Origin of the sequence: Phycicoccus sp. M110.8 (assembly GCF_032464895.1) — a bacterium.
Lineage (GTDB): Bacteria > Actinomycetota > Actinomycetes > Actinomycetales > Dermatophilaceae > Pedococcus.
Genome location: NZ_JAWDIC010000001.1, coordinates 129838 through 144365 on the forward strand (window position 1 = coordinate 129838; position 14528 = coordinate 144365).

The following is a 14528-nucleotide window of genomic DNA, read 5'->3' on the forward strand; positions in this document are numbered from 1 at the left end:
GGCCTAGTTGACAACGATTCTCATTTCAGATGAGAATCGTTGTCATGTCGTGCCGCCGCCACGTCACCGCCCTCGGGCTCGCCGCCCTCGCCGTCACCGGCGTCGCGGCGTGCGGCTCCGGCACGGGCACCGCGACCGACGGCAGCAGGCGCCTGGCCGTCTCGGCCGCGTTCTACCCCCTCGAGTACCTCGTGCACCGCGTCGGCGGCGACCACGTCGAGGTGCAGGGCCTGACCAAGCCGGGCGGCGAACCGCACGACATCGAGCTCACCCCGCGACAGGTGGGCGCCATGGCCACCGCCGACCTCGTCGTCTACGAGAAGGGGTTCCAGCCCGCGGTCGACCAGGCCGTGCGGCAGGACGCCGCTCGCCAGGCGTTCGACGTCTCCCCCGCCGCCGACCTCTCCCTCGTCAGCACCGAGGACGGCCACGACCACGCCGGTGAGAGCGCGTCCGCCCACGCGGCGCACGCCGCGGTCGACCCGCACTTCTGGCTGGACCCCCAGCGCTACGCCGCGGTCGCCACAGCCGTCGCCGACCGGCTGGCCGCGCTCGACCCCGCCCACGCCACGGCATACCGGGACAACGCGGCGGGCCTGCGGGCGGACCTCACCGCCCTCGACGGCCAGTACCGCACCGGGCTCGCGAGCTGTCGCAGCAAGGACCTCGTGACGTCGCACGCCGCGTTCGGCTACCTCGCGCAGCGCTACGGCCTGCACCAGGAGGGCATCACCGGGCTCGACCCCGAGGCCGAGCCGAACCCGGCGGAGCTGGCCGCCGTGGCCGCGCACGTGCGCGCGGTGGGCGCCAGGACCATCTACGCCGAGACGCTGGTGAGCCCCGCGGTGGCCGACACGCTGGCGCGCGAGACGGGCGCGCGGGTCGCGGTGCTCGACCCCATCGAGGGCATCACCTCCGACAGCCGTGGCACCGACTACCTCGCGGTGATGCGCAGCAACCTGCAGGTCCTCCGATCCGGACAGGAGTGCTCATGACGACCACGACCCCGACCACGACCCCGATCATCAGGCTGGACGGTGCCGCCTTCGGCTACGGCGACCACGCCGTCGTCAGCGGGGTGGACCTGACCGTCTCGGCCGGAGAGGTCGTCGCCGTGCTCGGGCCGAACGGCTCGGGCAAGTCCACGCTGGTGCGCGGGCTGCTCGGGCTCAACGACCAGGTCGCCGGCCGGGCGCTGCTGTTCGGCGTCCCCCGCGACGACTTCACCCAGCACTCGCGGATCGGCTACGTGCCGCAGCGGCACACCCTCTCCTCCTCGGTGCGCGCCACGGTGCGCGAGGTCGTGGCCGCGGGCCGGCTGTCCCACCACCGCTGGTGGGCACCGGTCCTGCGCACCGCCCACGAGACCGCAGTCGTGGACCGGGCGGTGGAGCTCGTGGGCCTGTCCGACCGCCCCGGAGCCGACGTCACCACACTCTCGGGGGGCCAGCAGCGCCGCGTGCTCATCGCGCGGGCCCTCGCCTCCGAGCCCGACGTCCTGATCATGGACGAGCCGACGGCCGGCGTCGATGTCGCCAACCAGCGCGTGCTCGCCGACGTGATGGCCCGGCTCGCGGCCGCGGGCACCACGATGGTCGTCGTCACGCACGAGCTCGCCGCGCTCGCCGAGGTCGTCACCCGCGTGGTGGTCGTCGACGGCGGCCGCGTCCGGTTCGACGGACCGCTGCAGGAGTACGCCGCCGGTCGCCACGAGCGGCACGACGGGCACCATGACGACAGCCATGACCACCCGCCGACCCGTGCCTTCACGCCGAGCGCCGGCCCCGTAGACCCCCGTGGAGGTGACCTCGCATGACCGAGCTGCTCGCCCTGGGGTTCATGCGCCAGGCGCTCGTCGCCGCCGTGCTCGTGGGCATCGCAGCCCCCCTCGTCGGCGTCTTCCTCGTGCAGCGACGGCTCTCGCTCATCGGCGACGGGATGGGCCACGTCGCCCTCGCCGGTGTCGCCGTCGGTGTGCTGACCGGGCAGGCGCCCGTCCTGACCGCCCTGGTGGCCGCGGTCGCCGCGGCCGTGGGCATCGAGCTGATCCGTGCCAGTGGGCGCACGAGCGGCGACATCGCCCTGGCCGTGATGTTCTACGGCGGCATCGCCGCCGGTGTCGTCATCATCGCGAAGTCGCCGTCGAGCTCCCCGGCCAACCTCACGGCATACCTGTTCGGCGCGATCACCACCGCCGACCAGCGCGACCTGTGGGTGTTCGCCGGGCTGGCGCTCGTCGTCCTGCTCGCGACGTGGCTGCTGCGCCCGTGGCTCTTCGCGGTCGCCAACGACGAGGAGTACGCCCGTGCCTCGGGCCTGCCCGTCACCGGGCTCAACATCGCGCTGGCCGTGCTGACCGCGGTCACCGTGGTCGTCTCGATGCGCGTGGTGGGGCTGCTGCTCATCTCCGCGCTCATGATCATCCCGAACGCGACCGCCCAGCTGCTCGGCCGGTCCTTCCGCTCGTCCGTGCGGTGGGCCGTGCTGATCGGCGTGCTGTCGAGCGTCGGGGGCGTGGTGACCTCGTTCTACGCCGAGACGCCGTCCGGCGGGACCATCGTGCTCCTGGCGATCGGTGCGTTCGTGGTCGTGTCGGCCGTCTCGGCGGTCGCGGCCCGGAGCAGCGCTCGCCGGCACCGGCGGGCCGAGCGGCACGACCACGAGCACGGTCCCGCCTGCGGCCACCCCGCCGTGGCCCACGGCGACCACGTCGACTACCTCCACGGCGACCACCGGCACGCGGCGCACGAGGGCCACTGGGACGAGCACGCCACGCACGAAGGCCACCGTGACGAGCACGAGCCCGGCCCCGGCAGCGATGGAGACCACCGGGACGAGCCTGCCGGCACCAGCACCCAGGGAGGAACTCGATGACGACCACCCCCCGCAAGCCCACCCGTCAGCGCGCCGCCGTGGCCGCGGTGCTGTCGGGCAGCTCGGAGTTCCGGTCAGCCCAGGAGCTGCACGCCCTGCTGCGCGACTCCGGCGACCCCGTCGGGCTCGCCACCGTCTACCGGAACCTGCAGGCGATGGCGGCCGACGGCGAGATCGACATGCTGCGCACCGACGAGGGCGAGGCGGTCTACCGCGCCTGCTCCACCGGTCACCACCACCACCTCGTCTGCCGCGAGTGCGGCCGCGCGGTCGAGGTGGAGGGCCCGGCGGTCGAGTCCTGGGCCGCCGCGGTCAGTGCGGCGCACGGGTTCCGCGACGTCGAGCACACGGTCGAGATCGTCGGCACCTGCGCCGACTGCTCCGCCTGAGCCGGACGACCCTGCACTCCTCCCCCCCGACCGCCGGCACCCCCGACCGCCGGCAACCGGCATTGCAGGCAGACATGGCTACCGACGAGGCCGCAGCCACCGAGGTGGCCACCACCGATGTGCGCGACACGGCACCGCCGGGAGGCTGTCCGCGGTAGCCTCCCGGCCGTGGGGGGAGGACGACAGGGGAGGCTGAGGGTGGCGTGCGCTGCCCTCGCCGCTGCGACGGCTGTGGCACTGACGGCCTGCGGAGGCGGAGCCGCCGAGCCCGCGGCACCCAGCGGGTCCCACTGGGTGACCGTGCCCCGATCCCAGGTGGTCCTGTCCGTCCCGAACTCGTGGGAGGCGCTCGACGCGGCCGCCCTCGACCCCAGCGACCAGGCCGGTTCCGACCGCCTGGCCGAGGTGGCCAGGCGCACGCACGTGGAGATGAGCGATCTGCGCCAGCAGCTGCGACAGCTCGACCTGGTCCTCGCCGGCCCGGCCGGCTCCTCGTCCCAGGTCACGCTCGACATGCAGGGCATGGACGCGCTGCCCACCGACGGCGAGATCTACCAGCAGCTGGCCCCGGTCGCCGCGGGCCGGGTGGACATCCGACGGTTCCACAGTGCCGTCGGCGACGCGCTCACGGCTTCGTACGACATGTCCCCCGAGACCGGAGGGGCCAACGTCCGGCTCACGGCGCTCCACGTCGACGAGGGAGTGCTCCTGGTGGTCGTGTCCTCGCCGGAGGCCACGACGAGCAAGTCGATCGAGGCCGACACGCTGGGGCACATCCACCGCAAGGCCTGACGGAGGGTGCGCCACGACCGGGCGGTCAGCCGCGCTCCTCGGCGATGCTGTTGCCGCCGTCGACGACCAAGCACTGGCCGGTGACGTAGGACGCGCCCGGGCTGCAGAGGAAGGCCACCGCAGCGGCGACCTCGTCGGGCGTCGCGCTGCGGCCCACCGGCGTCCGTCGACCGTGCCCCACCTCGTCGGCGGTCTGGCTCCCGGTCGCGATCCAGCCGGGGGCGACCGCGTTGGCCGTGATGCCCCGGCCGGCGTAGTCGACCGCCACCGACCGGGCCAGGCCGACGAGGCCGGCCTTCGCGGCGGCATACCCGGCCTCCTCGCGCATGGCCATCACGGGTCCGGTCAGTGACGACACCATGACGACCCTGCCCCAGCCCGCCGCCTCCATCGCCGGCAGCGCGGCCCTGGTGACGAGGAACGCCGTGTCGAGGTTGCGGGCCAGTGCCAGCCGCCACCGCGCGGGGTCCATTGCCCCGACCGAGCCGGACTCCGTGCCGCCGGAGGAGGCGACGTCCACGGCCGGGGAGGCGACGCTCGTCATGCCGGCGTTGTTGACGACGACGGTGGGCGCGCCCAGGGCCCGCGTGACCTCGGCGAGCACGCGGCCCACCTGGTCGGGGTCGGTGAGGTCGCCCACCACCCCGACCGCCGGCGTGCCGACCGCCTCCAGCTCGGTCGCGCGCTCGCGCGCCCGGTCCGTCGTCGCCGCGACGGCGACCGCGGCGCCGAGGCTGCCGAGCAGCCGGGCGGTCGCCATGCCGATGCCGTCCGGCGCGCCGGCGCCGGTGACGAGAGCGACCCGCCCGCGCAGGTCGAACGCGCCGGGCAGACCCGCAGCCGGCCCGGTCACGGAGTCGCCCCGGTCACGCCGTCACCCGGGTCACGCCGACGGTTCCGCGCGGTCGACGGCTCCGCCGTAGCGGCGGTCGCGCGCGGCATACGTCTCGATCGCCTGCCACAGGTGGCGGCGGTCGTAGTCGGGCCACAGCGTGTCCTGGAACACCATCTCGGCGTACGCGCTCTGCCACAGCAGGAAGTTGCTCGTCCGCTGCTCCCCCGACGACCGCACGAACAGGTCGACGTCGGGCATGTCCGGCTCAGGCAGGTAGCGCGCGATCGTCTTCTCGTCGATCGACCCGGGCTTGAGCTTGCCGCGCTGCACCTGCTCGGCGACCCGCTGGACGGCGTCGGCGATCTCCGCCCGGCCGCCGTAGTTGACGCAGAAGTACAGCGTCAGCCCGGTGTTGTCCTTGGTGAGCTCCTGGGCGGTCTCGAGCTCCTTGATGACCGAGCCCCACAGCCGCGGACGGCGGCCGACCCAGCGCATCCGCACGCCCCACTCGTGGAGCTGGTCGCGGCGGCGCCGGATGACGTCGCGGTTGAAGCCCATGAGGAAGCGCACCTCGTCGGGGCTGCGCTTCCAGTTCTCGGTCGAGAACGCGTACGCCGACAGGTGGCCGACCCCGATCTCGATGGCGCCGGCGACGACGTCGAGCAGCGCGGCCTCGCCCGCCTCGTGACCCTTGGTCCGCGGGAGACCGCGCTGGTTGGCCCACCGCCCGTTGCCGTCCATCACGACCGCGACGTGGTCGGGCACCAGCTCGCGCGGGACCGGCGGCGGCGTCGCCCCGCTCGGGTGCGGGAACGGCTTCGCGTATGCCGGGCTCACGCCTCCCCCGTCCGTCCGGCGAGCGCGGCGTGGGCCTGCGCGACCCGTTCCACCGGCGCTGCCTCGACGGGCGGCGGGGCCGACCACGTGATGGCGGGGTTGGTCTCGGGGCGGTCGGGGTCGCGGCGGTCCACGAGGCGCAACGATCGCACACCGCGTTCGAGGTGCCACTGCAGGAACGCGCTGGCCAGGCTGCTCGCCTCGCGCCGGTGGCGGCCCGATGAGGCGTCCGCGATCACCCAGTCCCCCGCGAGCAGCGACGCGAGCAGCGCCAGGGTCTCCGGGGCCGGCGCCGCCGAGGCGGGCGGGCGGCACGACGGGCAGACGGTGCCGCCGGACGCGAGGTTGAACGCGCGGTGCGGGCCCGGCGCGCCACAGCGGGCGCAGTCGTGGAAGCTCGGCGCCCAGCCCGCGATCGCGAGCGCCCGCAGCAGGTAGGCGTCGAGCACCAGCCCCGGGTCGTGCAGGCCCTCGGCCATGGAGCGCAGGGCGCCGGCGAGCAGCAGGTACTGCTGCAGGTTCGGCTCGCGCTCCTCGGTGAGCCGGTCGGCCGTCTCGAGCATCGCGGCCGCGGCGGTGTACGTCGTGTAGTCGCGCGCCAGGACGTCGCCCCAGCTGGCGATCGACTCGGCCTGCGTCACCGTGTCGAGCGAGCGACCCTCGTAGCACTGGACGTCGACGTGCATGCCGGGCTCGAGCCGCGCCCCGAACCGGCTCTTGGTGCGCCGGACGCCCTTGCCGACCACGCGCACCTTGCCCAGGCGGCGCGTCAGCAGCGTGACGATGCGGTCCGCCTCACCCAGCTTCTGGGTGCGCAGGACGATGCCTTCGTCGCGGTACAGGGGCACCGCACCATTGTCTCAACCCGGCGGGCCGTTGGCGGGAGGCGGGCCGTGACGTGGCACAACGCCGACGTCGTGGCTAACGCACACCGGTTTTCGCACCGACCCACTAGAACGTGTGTTCGAATCGGCGTACGCTCGCAGCATGACCGCTGCATGGCAGGCATCGCTGCTCGACACCGGAGACGACGTCGCGCTGCACGACCTCGACGCGGGGCTCAGCAGGACCCCGCTGTCACGGGGTGCGTGGGTCGACTACCGCCCCGGCTGGCTGGCCGGCGCCGACCGGGTCTTCGACGAGCTGCACCACGACGTGCCGTGGAAGGCCGAGCGCCGGGAGATGTACGAGCGCGTCGTCGACGTCCCCAGACTGCTCAAGTTCTATGACGAGGGCGAGCGGCTCCCCCACCCCGTGCTCGCCGAGGCGCGGGAGGCCCTGAGCCGCCGGTATGCCGCGGAGCTGGGCGAGCCGTTCGTCACCGCGGGCATGTGCCTCTACCGGGACGGGCGGGACTCGGTGGCCTGGCACGGCGACCGGATCGGCAGGTCGAAAGACCTCGACACCATGGTGGCGATCCTGTCGGTCGGCTCGGCGCGCTCGCTGATGCTGCGTCCGCGGGGAGGCGGCTCCTCCATCGGCTTCTCGCTCGGGCACGGGGACCTGGTGGTCATGGGCGGCTCGTGCCAGCGCACGTGGGACCACTGCATCCCCAAGACCACCAAGGCCGTGGGGCCCCGGATCTCGATCCAGTTCCGTCCGCGCGGCGTCCGCTGAGGGGCCGGGAGGAGCTCCGAGGGCGCCACGCGGCGCTCCGTCCCCGGACCGGAGGTGTGCCGCGACGCCGGGCCCCCCGGCACACCTCACCTCACGGGGTGGCGGGCTCGCGCTCGGCGCGGTTCACCGCGGACAGCACGGCCGTCAGCGACGCCTTGACGATCGAGGCGTGCAGGCCGACGCCCCACAGCACGCGGTCGCCGACGGCGCACTCCACGTAGGCCGCGGCGCGCGCGTCGCCACCGGCGGACAGCGCGTGCTCGGCGTAGTCGAGCACACGCACGTCCACCCCGAGCGTCGACAGCGCGTCGATGAAGGCGGCGATGGGGCCGTTGCCGCTGCCCTCGACGGTGACCTCCTGGCCGTGGTCGAGCATCGTGGCCGTGATGCGGTCGACCCCGCCGTCCTCGGTGATGAGGGAATGGGTGACCGGGGTGAACCGGCCCCAGGTGTTGGCCGCACCGTCCACCGCGGGCAGGTACTCGTCCTGGAAGACGTCCCACAGCTGCGCGGCGCTGACCTCGCCACCCTCGGTGTCGGTCTTGGCCTGCACGACCCCGCTGAACTCGATCTGCAGCCGGCGCGGCAGGTCGAGCTGGTGCTCCTTCTTGAGCAGGTACGCGACACCGCCCTTGCCGGACTGGCTGTTGACACGCACCACGGCCTCGTACGAGCGCCCCACGTCGTGCGGGTCGATGGGCAGGTACGGCACGCCCCACACGAGCTCGTCGATCGACTTCCCGGACGACGCCACTTGGCGCTCCATGTCCTCGAAGCCCTTCTTGATCGCGTCCTGGTGGGACCCGGAGAACGCCGTGAAGACGAGGTCGCCGCCCCACGGGTGCCGCTCCGCGACGGGGAGCTGGTTGCAGTGCTCGACCGTGCGACGGATCTCGTCGAGGTCGGAGAAGTCGATCTCGGGGTCGATCCCCTGGCTGAACAGGTTCATACCCAGCGTCACGAGGTCGACGTTGCCGGTGCGCTCCCCGTTGCCGAACAGGCACCCCTCGATCCGGTCGGCCCCTGCGAGGTAGCCGAGCTCGGCTGCCGCGACCCCGGTGCCGCGGTCGTTGTGCGGGTGCAGGCTGACGACGATCGACTCGCGGCGCTCGAGGTGGCGGATCATCCACTCGATCGAGTCGGCGTACACGTTCGGCGTCGCCATCTCGACCGTGGCGGGAAGGTTGATGATCATCTTGTGGTCGGGCGTCGGGTCGATGACGTCGGCCACCTCGTTGCAGATCCGCACGGCGAACTCGAGCTCGGTGCCGGTGTAGGACTCCGGGCTGTACTCGTAGTAGACGACCGTGTCGGGGATGGTCTCCTCGAGCTTGCGGCACAGGCGGGCCGCCTGCAGCGCGATGTCGACGATGCCGTCCTGGTCGAGCCCGAAGACGACGCGCCGCTGCAGCACCGAGGTCGAGTTGTAGAAGTGCACGATCGCCTGCTTGGCGCCGCGGATCGCGTCGAAGGTGCGCTCGATGAGGTGGTCGCGGCACTGCGTCAGGACCTGGATCGTCACGTCGTCGGGGATCATGTCGTCCTCGATGAGCATGCGCACGAAGTCGAAGTCGGTCTGGCTCGCCGACGGGAAGCCGACCTCGATCTCCTTGTAGCCCATGCGGACCAGCAGCTCGAACATCCGCTTCTTGCGGTCCGGGCTCATGGGGTCGATGAGGGCCTGGTTGCCGTCGCGCAGGTCGACCGCGCACCAGCGCGGTGCCTTCTCGATGACCCGGGTCGGCCAGGTGCGGTCGGGCAGGTCCACCGCGATCTGGTCCTGGAACGGCACGTACTTCGCGACCGGCATACCCGACGGCTGCTGGGGGTGGATCATGGTGTCTCGCCTAACGATTCGCTGGGGTGGCCCGGGAGGGCCTCAGCCGGCAACGCGAACTCCGCGACGAGGGGCGGCTGATCGGTCAGGCCCCGCCGCGGCGGCGAAGGAGGAGGCGCGAGGAACGCACGCGTCGAGGGTATGCCGGTGGGCGGCATCCGTCCAACGTGCGGTTGGGTGCGCCCACGATCCGGACACGCCGCGTCCCGCGCAGACGCGGTCCAGTCGGCCTCGCGCAGCCCGCCGGTGCCCTCACGACGAGAAGGGGAAGATCCCGGAGTACGCGTTGAGGGCCGGCTGGCCGCCGAGGTGGGCGTAGAGGACGGTCGAGTCCCTGCCGATCTCGCCGGAGGTCACCAGGTCGACGAGGCCGGCCATCGACTTCCCCTCGTAGACGGGGTCGAGAATCATCCCCTCGAGCCGCCCGCTGAGCAGGATCGCCTCGACGGTGGACTCGACCGGGATGCCGTAGAGGTCGCCGGCCCATCCCTCGAGCACGGTCACCTCCTCGTCGCGCAGCTCGCGCTCGAGGCCGATCAGCGACGCCGTGTGGCGCGCGATGCGGTCGACCTGGGCGCGGGTCTTCTCCAGCGTCGCCGAGGCGTCGATGCCGATGACGCGTCGGGGGCGGCCGCCGGCGTCCTCGAGGGCCGCGAACCCCGCGACCATCCCGGCGTGCGTCGAGCCCGTCACCGTGCAGACGACGACGGTGTCGAAGAAGACGCCGAGCTCGCGCTCCTGCTCGGCCACCTCGTACGCCCAGTTCGCGAATCCAAGGCCCCCGAGCGGGTGCTCCGACGCACCCGCCGGGATGCCGTACGGCGTGCCACCCGCCTCCTCGACCTCGCGCAGGGCGTCCTCCCACGAGGTGCGGATGCCGATGTCGAAGCCGTGCGGGTCGAGCCGGCTGTCGGCGCCCATGATCCGCGACAGCAGGATGTTGCCGACCCTGTCGTTGACCGGGTCGTCCCAGTCCACCCACTTCTCCTGCACGAGGCGGCACTTCAGGCCGAGCTTCGCAGCGACGGCCGCGACCTGCCGGGTGTGGTTGGACTGGTAGCCGCCGATGGAGACGAGCGTGTCGGCGCCCGAGGCGAGCACGTCGGGGACGATGTACTCCAGCTTGCGGGTCTTGTTGCCCCCGAACGCGAGGCCGCTGTTGCAGTCCTCGCGCTTGGCCCACACCTGCGCGCCCCCGAGGTGTGCGGTGAGCCGGTCGAGCCGGTGCACCGGGCTGGGCCCGAAGGTGAGCGGGTACCGCTCGAAGTCGTCGATGCTCACAGCGTGCCTCCGGTGGACTGGTCGAGGAGTGGGACGAGGGTCTGCCAGGTGAGGGTGCTCGCCCGGGCGGCAGCCTCTGCGTCGCGGGCGGTGCACGCGGCGATGAGCTGGTCGTGCAGCCGGACGGATCCCCGCGCGTCGAGCGAGCCGAACCGCAGCCGCTCCACGCGGCGCAGGACCGGGGTGTACTGCTCGAGGACGTCGCGGACCGCCGCGTTGCCCGCCGCCCGCACCGGTATGCCGTGCAGCTCGTCGTCCGCGGCGAGCGCGGCCTCGGCGTCGCCGCGCCGCAGCGCCCGGCTGAACCGCCGGTTCGCCTCGGCCATGGCGGCGAGGTCGTCGGCGGTGAGCTGCTCGACGGCAGCCCGGACGGCAACCTCGTGCACGGCGGCGACCACGGCTTGCGCGTCCCGGGTGGCCCGGGCGTCGAGGGACGCCACGCGGGTGGACCGTCCGGGCGTGGCGGTCACGAGGCCTGCCTGCTGCAGCCGCAGGAGCGCCTCACGCACGGGCGTCCGGCTCACCCCGAGCCAGGCGGCCAGCTCCTGGTCCCGGACGACCTCGTCCGGTTCGAGCGTGCCGTCGACGATGGCCGACCGCAGGCGCTGGTAGACGTCGTCGCGCAGCAGCTGTCGGGGCGACGACACGTCTGACGGAGCAGGGACGGGCACGCGATATATTGCATATCACTGCTGCGGTCGCGTCAAGCGGTCCCGTCGAGCGGTTGCGTCACGTGGCCGCGCGGCGGACCAGTCGGACGAACGCCACGACGACCGCGATCGAGGCCCCGACGATGCCGATCCCGAGGAAGACCCTCGCCACGAGCTCCCAGTCGAAGCCGCCCGGGGCGAAGTGGACGGGGAACACCTGCCACAGACGCACCATGGCGACCAGGCCGACGATGTTCTGCACACCGTCGCCGACGGCGCGCAGCCACGGCGGGTCGCTCACGGCATACACGAGGTTGGCGAGCAGGCCCACCACGATGGAGGCGTTGACCCAGCCGAGCACCAGCCGGAAGTCATCGGTGAGGAACGGCAGGGCGTCCCAGCCCGGCCAGCCGTTCACGGCCCCGAGCAGCAGTGCGTTGACGAACGCCCCTGCGACGTAGCCCACCCGTCGCTGGGTCCGGGTGGGGCGCGTCCGGGTCGGGGACGTCCGGGTCCGGGGTTCGATGGTGGGGCTCGTCATGGTGCACCTCCGCGTCTCCTCGATCCCACTGGACCGCCCGCGAGAAGGTGGGCGACAGTGCCGAAGGTCCGTCGGTAGGTTCGGCGCATGATGATCCGCCCCGACACCCTCGCGGCCATCAAGGCCGGTGACGTGGACCTGGCGTTCCGCCGCTGGGACCGGCCGCGGGTGCTCGTCGGCACCCGGTTGCGCACGCGGGTCGGTCTGCTGGAGGTCACCAGCGTCGACCAGGTCGCACCGTCCCGGATCACCGCGACCGACGCGCGCCGGGCGGGCTCGCCGTCGCTGGCGCACCTGCGCGGGATGCTCGAGGCGAAGGCGGACCGGCCCGTCTGGCGGGTCGGGCTGCGCTATGCCGGAGCGGACCCGCGCGAGGAGCTGCGCGCCGCGGTGCCGGACGCCGAGGAGGTCGCCACGATCCGGCGGCGGCTGGACCGGCTCGACGCGGCGTCGTCGATCGGGCCGTGGACCCGGGCCACCCTGGGCATCATCGACCGCTCCCCCACCGTCCGCGCGCCCGAGCTCGCGGCGGAGCTCGGACGCGACACCCCGTCGTTCAAGCGGGACGTCCGCAAGCTCAAGGAGCTCGGGCTCACCGAGTCCCTCGACATCGGCTACCGGCTCTCGCCGCGCGGGGCGGCCGTGGTGGACGCCGAGTCGGGGACACCGCGGACGGACCGGGCCGCCGCGCCGGAGGGCACGCCGCTCCCGCGGATCGGCGCACCGGCGACCCGGGCCCTGCGAGGCCAGGGGATCTGGACCCTGGAGCAGGTCCGCGACCTGCGCGAGGACGAGCTGGCCGCGCTGCACGGCGTCGGACCCGTGGCGGTCAGGTTCCTGCGGGACGCCCTGGCCGAGCGCGGCTGGGGCTTCGCGCCGGGCTGAGTCAGCCTGTCGCCGCAGGTGCGGTCACCGGTTCGGGCACCTCGAGGTCGTCCATGCCGCGGGTGGAGGCGATCGGCGAGCGGAGGAGCCAGGCGAACGCGAGCGCTCCCCCGACGGCCGCGACCACCAGCGTGGGGCGGATGCCGATCGCGTCACCCAGCAGGCCGCCCACCACCGCCCCCAGCGGCCGGATCCCGTAGTTGACGGTCGAGAACGCGCCGGTCACCCGGCTACGGACGGGGTCGGGGGTGACCGCGGCCATCACCGCGTTGAGCGGGACGTCGAAGCACATCACCCCGAAGTCCGACACGAACTCGACCAGGGCGAGGGCCGCCACGCGCGACCACACGGGGCCGCCGGCCAGGGGCAGGGCGGCGAACGGGGCCGAGAAGAGGACGGCTCCGGCGATGATCGTCCGGCCCATGCCGAACCGCCTCGACAGCCGCCCGGCTGCCACCGTCCCGAGCAGGCCGCCCGTCGCTCCGATGCCCAGGGCGAGCCCGATGAGCCCGGCCGACAGTTCCAGCTCCCGGCTCGCGAAGAGCACGAGCAGGGCGCCCACCATCAGGTTGAAGAAGTTGACCGTGGTGGCGCAGGGCAGCGACGGGCGCAGGTACGGGTGTCGCACGACCAGCGCCATGCCGTCGCGAGCCCGCCGGAGAAGGCCACCGGACGGCGCCGGATCGACCGGGAGGTCCGCCACCCGGACCCGCCCGATGAGGACGGCGGACACCAGGAAGGAGGCCGCGTCGACCACCATCGCGACCGGGGCCGTCAGTGCCTGGATGAGGCCACCCGCCACCGCCGGGCCGGCGACGAACGATGCCGACCGCGTGGCGCTGAGCAGGCTGGTCGCCTCGACGTACTGGTCCCGGCGGACGAGCCCGACGAAGAAGCTCGGGTAGGAGGTCTGGTAGAGCACCTGCCCGAGCCCGGCGACGAGGGCGACGGCGAAGAGCTGGGGCAGCGTGACCAGCCCGAACCAGTGGGCGAGCGGGAGCGTGAGGAGGACAGCCGCCCGTAACAGGTCCGCCAGGACGAGCAGCCGGCGCTTGCGCTCGTGGTGGTCCACCCAGGTGCCGATGAGCAGCGACACCAGGTTCGGCGCCCACACCGCGGCGGTGAGCAGGCCCACCGTCCGGGCCTCGGCGTGCAAGGTCGTCACCGCGATGAGCGGGAGGGCCAGCTCGGTGATCCGGTCGCCGAACTGCGACACCCCCTGCCCGACCCAGTACGTGGCGAAGCGGCGGTCGCGCCACAACGGCCCGGTGCCGGCCACGTCCCCGACGGTCATGACTCGCTCCGGTCGCGCGCCTCCCGGCCGGCCTCGTCAACGGCAGGGGCCTCGGGCAGGACGTAGCGCAGCATCCGCACGCGGCGGGCACCGTCGGGGCGTCCGCCGCGCTTGCGCAGGACGTACGGGGCCAGCACCTGCTCGATGGCAGCCTCGATGTCGGCGAGCTCGTCGGCCGTCACCTCGACGGTCGTGTTCGACAGCCCGGCCGAGCGGCGCCAGTCGACCTCGAGCAGCGGCTCCACGTCGCGCACCCAGCGCTCGGGCAGCGCGGCCGCCTGCTCCATGATCGTCCGGCCGAGGACGGTCGCGGCGTCGAGGCTCGCCTCGTCCGTCGCCGCGAAGCGGAAGCCCCCACCCACGGCCTCCCACCACCGCTGCCGGCCGTCGGACTCGACGTCGGCGTCTCGCACCAGCCCGTGCTCCGCCAGGTGGCGCAGGTGCCAGCTCGTGACCGACGGCGTCGCGCCGACGAGCGGCGCGAGGGCGGTGGCGGTGCTGGGCCCGTCGCTCTGCAGCCGGCTCAGGATGGCGAGCCGGACCGGGTGGGCCAGCGCCCGCATGCCCCGGGGGTCGAGCTCGATGTCGCCGTACGGGTTCGCCATGACAGGGTCCTCGACACACGTGAGAGAACTGTTTCGAGAGGACTCTCTCACATCCTCCGAGTCTCGTCCACGACGCCACCCGGGGGCGCGC

At 73.3% G+C, this 14528-nt stretch carries 16 protein-coding genes; 7 read left to right on the forward strand and 9 right to left on the reverse strand.

Annotation, left to right across the window (positions count from 1 at the left end; genetic code table 11):
- Positions 1 to 29: 29 nt before the first annotated feature.
- The 5 genes from RKE38_RS00630 (at position 30) to RKE38_RS00650 (ending at position 4055) form a co-directional block, all read left to right on the forward strand.
- The gene (locus RKE38_RS00630) at positions 30 to 995 is read left to right on the forward strand and encodes a metal ABC transporter substrate-binding protein (RefSeq protein WP_316005528.1); all 966 of its coding nucleotides are present in this window, start codon (positions 30 to 32) and stop codon (positions 993 to 995) included.
- The gene (locus tag RKE38_RS00635) at positions 992 to 1816 is read left to right on the forward strand and encodes a metal ABC transporter ATP-binding protein (protein ID WP_316005529.1); all 825 of its coding nucleotides are present in this window, start codon (positions 992 to 994) and stop codon (positions 1814 to 1816) included. Before RKE38_RS00630 ends, RKE38_RS00635 begins: the two co-directional genes overlap by 4 nt.
- Positions 1813 to 2874: a metal ABC transporter permease gene (locus RKE38_RS00640; RefSeq protein WP_316005530.1), complete on the forward strand. Its 1062-nt coding sequence runs from the start codon at positions 1813 to 1815 to the stop codon at positions 2872 to 2874. The genes RKE38_RS00635 and RKE38_RS00640 overlap by 4 nt, the downstream gene beginning before the upstream one ends.
- Entirely contained in the window at positions 2871 to 3263 is a 393-nt protein-coding gene (locus RKE38_RS00645) for a Fur family transcriptional regulator (protein WP_316005531.1), read from the forward strand. The genes RKE38_RS00640 and RKE38_RS00645 overlap by 4 nt, the downstream gene beginning before the upstream one ends.
- A gap of 294 nt (positions 3264 to 3557) precedes the next feature.
- Positions 3558 to 4055 carry a hypothetical protein gene (locus tag RKE38_RS00650; RefSeq protein WP_316005532.1) on the forward strand — a complete coding sequence of 166 codons (498 nt, stop codon included), beginning with the start codon at positions 3558 to 3560 and terminating at the stop codon, positions 4053 to 4055.
- Positions 4056 to 4080: 25 nt separating this feature from the next.
- Here the strand turns inward: RKE38_RS00650 and RKE38_RS00655 are convergent, their stop codons facing one another.
- Genes RKE38_RS00655 through recO form a run of 3 tightly spaced genes read right to left on the reverse strand, consistent with a single transcriptional unit; the run spans position 4081 to position 6575 of the window.
- Positions 4081 to 4908 (reverse strand): SDR family NAD(P)-dependent oxidoreductase, encoded by an 828-nt coding sequence (locus RKE38_RS00655; RefSeq protein WP_316005533.1) that lies wholly within the window; start codon positions 4906 to 4908, stop codon positions 4081 to 4083.
- Between the two features lie 30 nt (positions 4909 to 4938).
- Positions 4939 to 5727 (reverse strand): isoprenyl transferase, encoded by a 789-nt coding sequence (locus RKE38_RS00660; RefSeq protein ID WP_316005534.1) that lies wholly within the window; start codon positions 5725 to 5727, stop codon positions 4939 to 4941.
- Positions 5724 to 6575, reverse strand: coding sequence for a DNA repair protein RecO (recO, locus tag RKE38_RS00665; RefSeq protein WP_316005535.1), 852 nt, complete (start codon positions 6573 to 6575; stop codon positions 5724 to 5726). The genes RKE38_RS00660 and recO overlap by 4 nt, the downstream gene beginning before the upstream one ends.
- A gap of 139 nt (positions 6576 to 6714) precedes the next feature.
- Here recO and RKE38_RS00670 point away from each other — a divergent pair, with 139 nt between their 5' ends.
- On the forward strand, positions 6715 to 7344 hold the full coding sequence (locus RKE38_RS00670) for an alpha-ketoglutarate-dependent dioxygenase AlkB (RefSeq protein WP_316005536.1): 630 nt from the start codon (positions 6715 to 6717) through the stop codon (positions 7342 to 7344).
- A 91-nt stretch (positions 7345 to 7435) separates the two neighbouring features.
- Here the strand turns inward: RKE38_RS00670 and leuA are convergent, their stop codons facing one another.
- The 4 genes from leuA to RKE38_RS00690 all read right to left on the reverse strand — a co-directional run bounded on the left by leuA (position 7436) and on the right by RKE38_RS00690 (position 11653).
- On the reverse strand, positions 7436 to 9181 hold the full coding sequence (gene leuA, locus RKE38_RS00675; RefSeq protein ID WP_316005537.1) for a 2-isopropylmalate synthase: 1746 nt from the start codon (positions 9179 to 9181) through the stop codon (positions 7436 to 7438).
- Between the two features lie 252 nt (positions 9182 to 9433).
- Positions 9434 to 10462 (reverse strand): 1-aminocyclopropane-1-carboxylate deaminase, encoded by a 1029-nt coding sequence (locus RKE38_RS00680; protein ID WP_316005538.1) that lies wholly within the window; start codon positions 10460 to 10462, stop codon positions 9434 to 9436.
- Positions 10459 to 11133: a GntR family transcriptional regulator gene (locus tag RKE38_RS00685; protein ID WP_316005539.1), complete on the reverse strand. Its 675-nt coding sequence runs from the start codon at positions 11131 to 11133 to the stop codon at positions 10459 to 10461. Before RKE38_RS00685 ends, RKE38_RS00680 begins: the two co-directional genes overlap by 4 nt.
- Before the next feature lie 58 nt (positions 11134 to 11191).
- Positions 11192 to 11653, reverse strand: coding sequence for a hypothetical protein (locus RKE38_RS00690; protein WP_316005540.1), 462 nt, complete (start codon positions 11651 to 11653; stop codon positions 11192 to 11194).
- A gap of 87 nt (positions 11654 to 11740) precedes the next feature.
- Between RKE38_RS00690 and RKE38_RS00695 the strand changes: the two genes are divergently transcribed.
- Complete coding sequence (locus tag RKE38_RS00695; RefSeq protein ID WP_316005541.1) at positions 11741 to 12538, forward strand: hypothetical protein; 798 nt, start codon at positions 11741 to 11743, stop codon at positions 12536 to 12538.
- Position 12539: 1 nt separating this feature from the next.
- Here the strand turns inward: RKE38_RS00695 and RKE38_RS00700 are convergent, their stop codons facing one another.
- Positions 12540 to 13832: an MFS transporter gene (locus RKE38_RS00700; protein WP_316005542.1), complete on the reverse strand. Its 1293-nt coding sequence runs from the start codon at positions 13830 to 13832 to the stop codon at positions 12540 to 12542.
- On the reverse strand, positions 13829 to 14437 hold the full coding sequence (locus RKE38_RS00705; RefSeq protein WP_316005543.1) for a helix-turn-helix domain-containing protein: 609 nt from the start codon (positions 14435 to 14437) through the stop codon (positions 13829 to 13831). The genes RKE38_RS00700 and RKE38_RS00705 overlap by 4 nt, the downstream gene beginning before the upstream one ends.
- Between the last annotated feature and the right edge of the window lie 91 nt (positions 14438 to 14528).

Excerpts from the sequence above, each read along its gene's own strand:
- RKE38_RS00630 (WP_316005528.1), top strand. The coding sequence starts at position 30 with ATGAGAATCGTTGTCATGTCGTGCCGCCGCCACGTCACCGCCCTCGGG.
- RKE38_RS00695 (WP_316005541.1), top strand. The coding sequence starts at position 11,741 with ATGATGATCCGCCCCGACACCCTCGCGGCCATCAAGGCCGGTGACGTG.
- leuA (WP_316005537.1), bottom strand. The coding sequence starts at position 9,181 with ATGATCCACCCCCAGCAGCCGTCGGGTATGCCGGTCGCGAAGTACGTG.
- RKE38_RS00700 (WP_316005542.1), bottom strand. The coding sequence starts at position 13,832 with ATGACCGTCGGGGACGTGGCCGGCACCGGGCCGTTGTGGCGCGACCGC.
- RKE38_RS00670 (WP_316005536.1), top strand. The coding sequence starts at position 6,715 with ATGACCGCTGCATGGCAGGCATCGCTGCTCGACACCGGAGACGACGTC.
- RKE38_RS00645 (WP_316005531.1), top strand. The coding sequence starts at position 2,871 with ATGACGACCACCCCCCGCAAGCCCACCCGTCAGCGCGCCGCCGTGGCC.
- RKE38_RS00635 (WP_316005529.1), top strand. The coding sequence starts at position 992 with ATGACGACCACGACCCCGACCACGACCCCGATCATCAGGCTGGACGGT.
- RKE38_RS00705 (WP_316005543.1), bottom strand. The coding sequence starts at position 14,437 with ATGGCGAACCCGTACGGCGACATCGAGCTCGACCCCCGGGGCATGCGG.
- RKE38_RS00640 (WP_316005530.1), top strand. The coding sequence starts at position 1,813 with ATGACCGAGCTGCTCGCCCTGGGGTTCATGCGCCAGGCGCTCGTCGCC.
- RKE38_RS00690 (WP_316005540.1), bottom strand. The coding sequence starts at position 11,653 with ATGACGAGCCCCACCATCGAACCCCGGACCCGGACGTCCCCGACCCGG.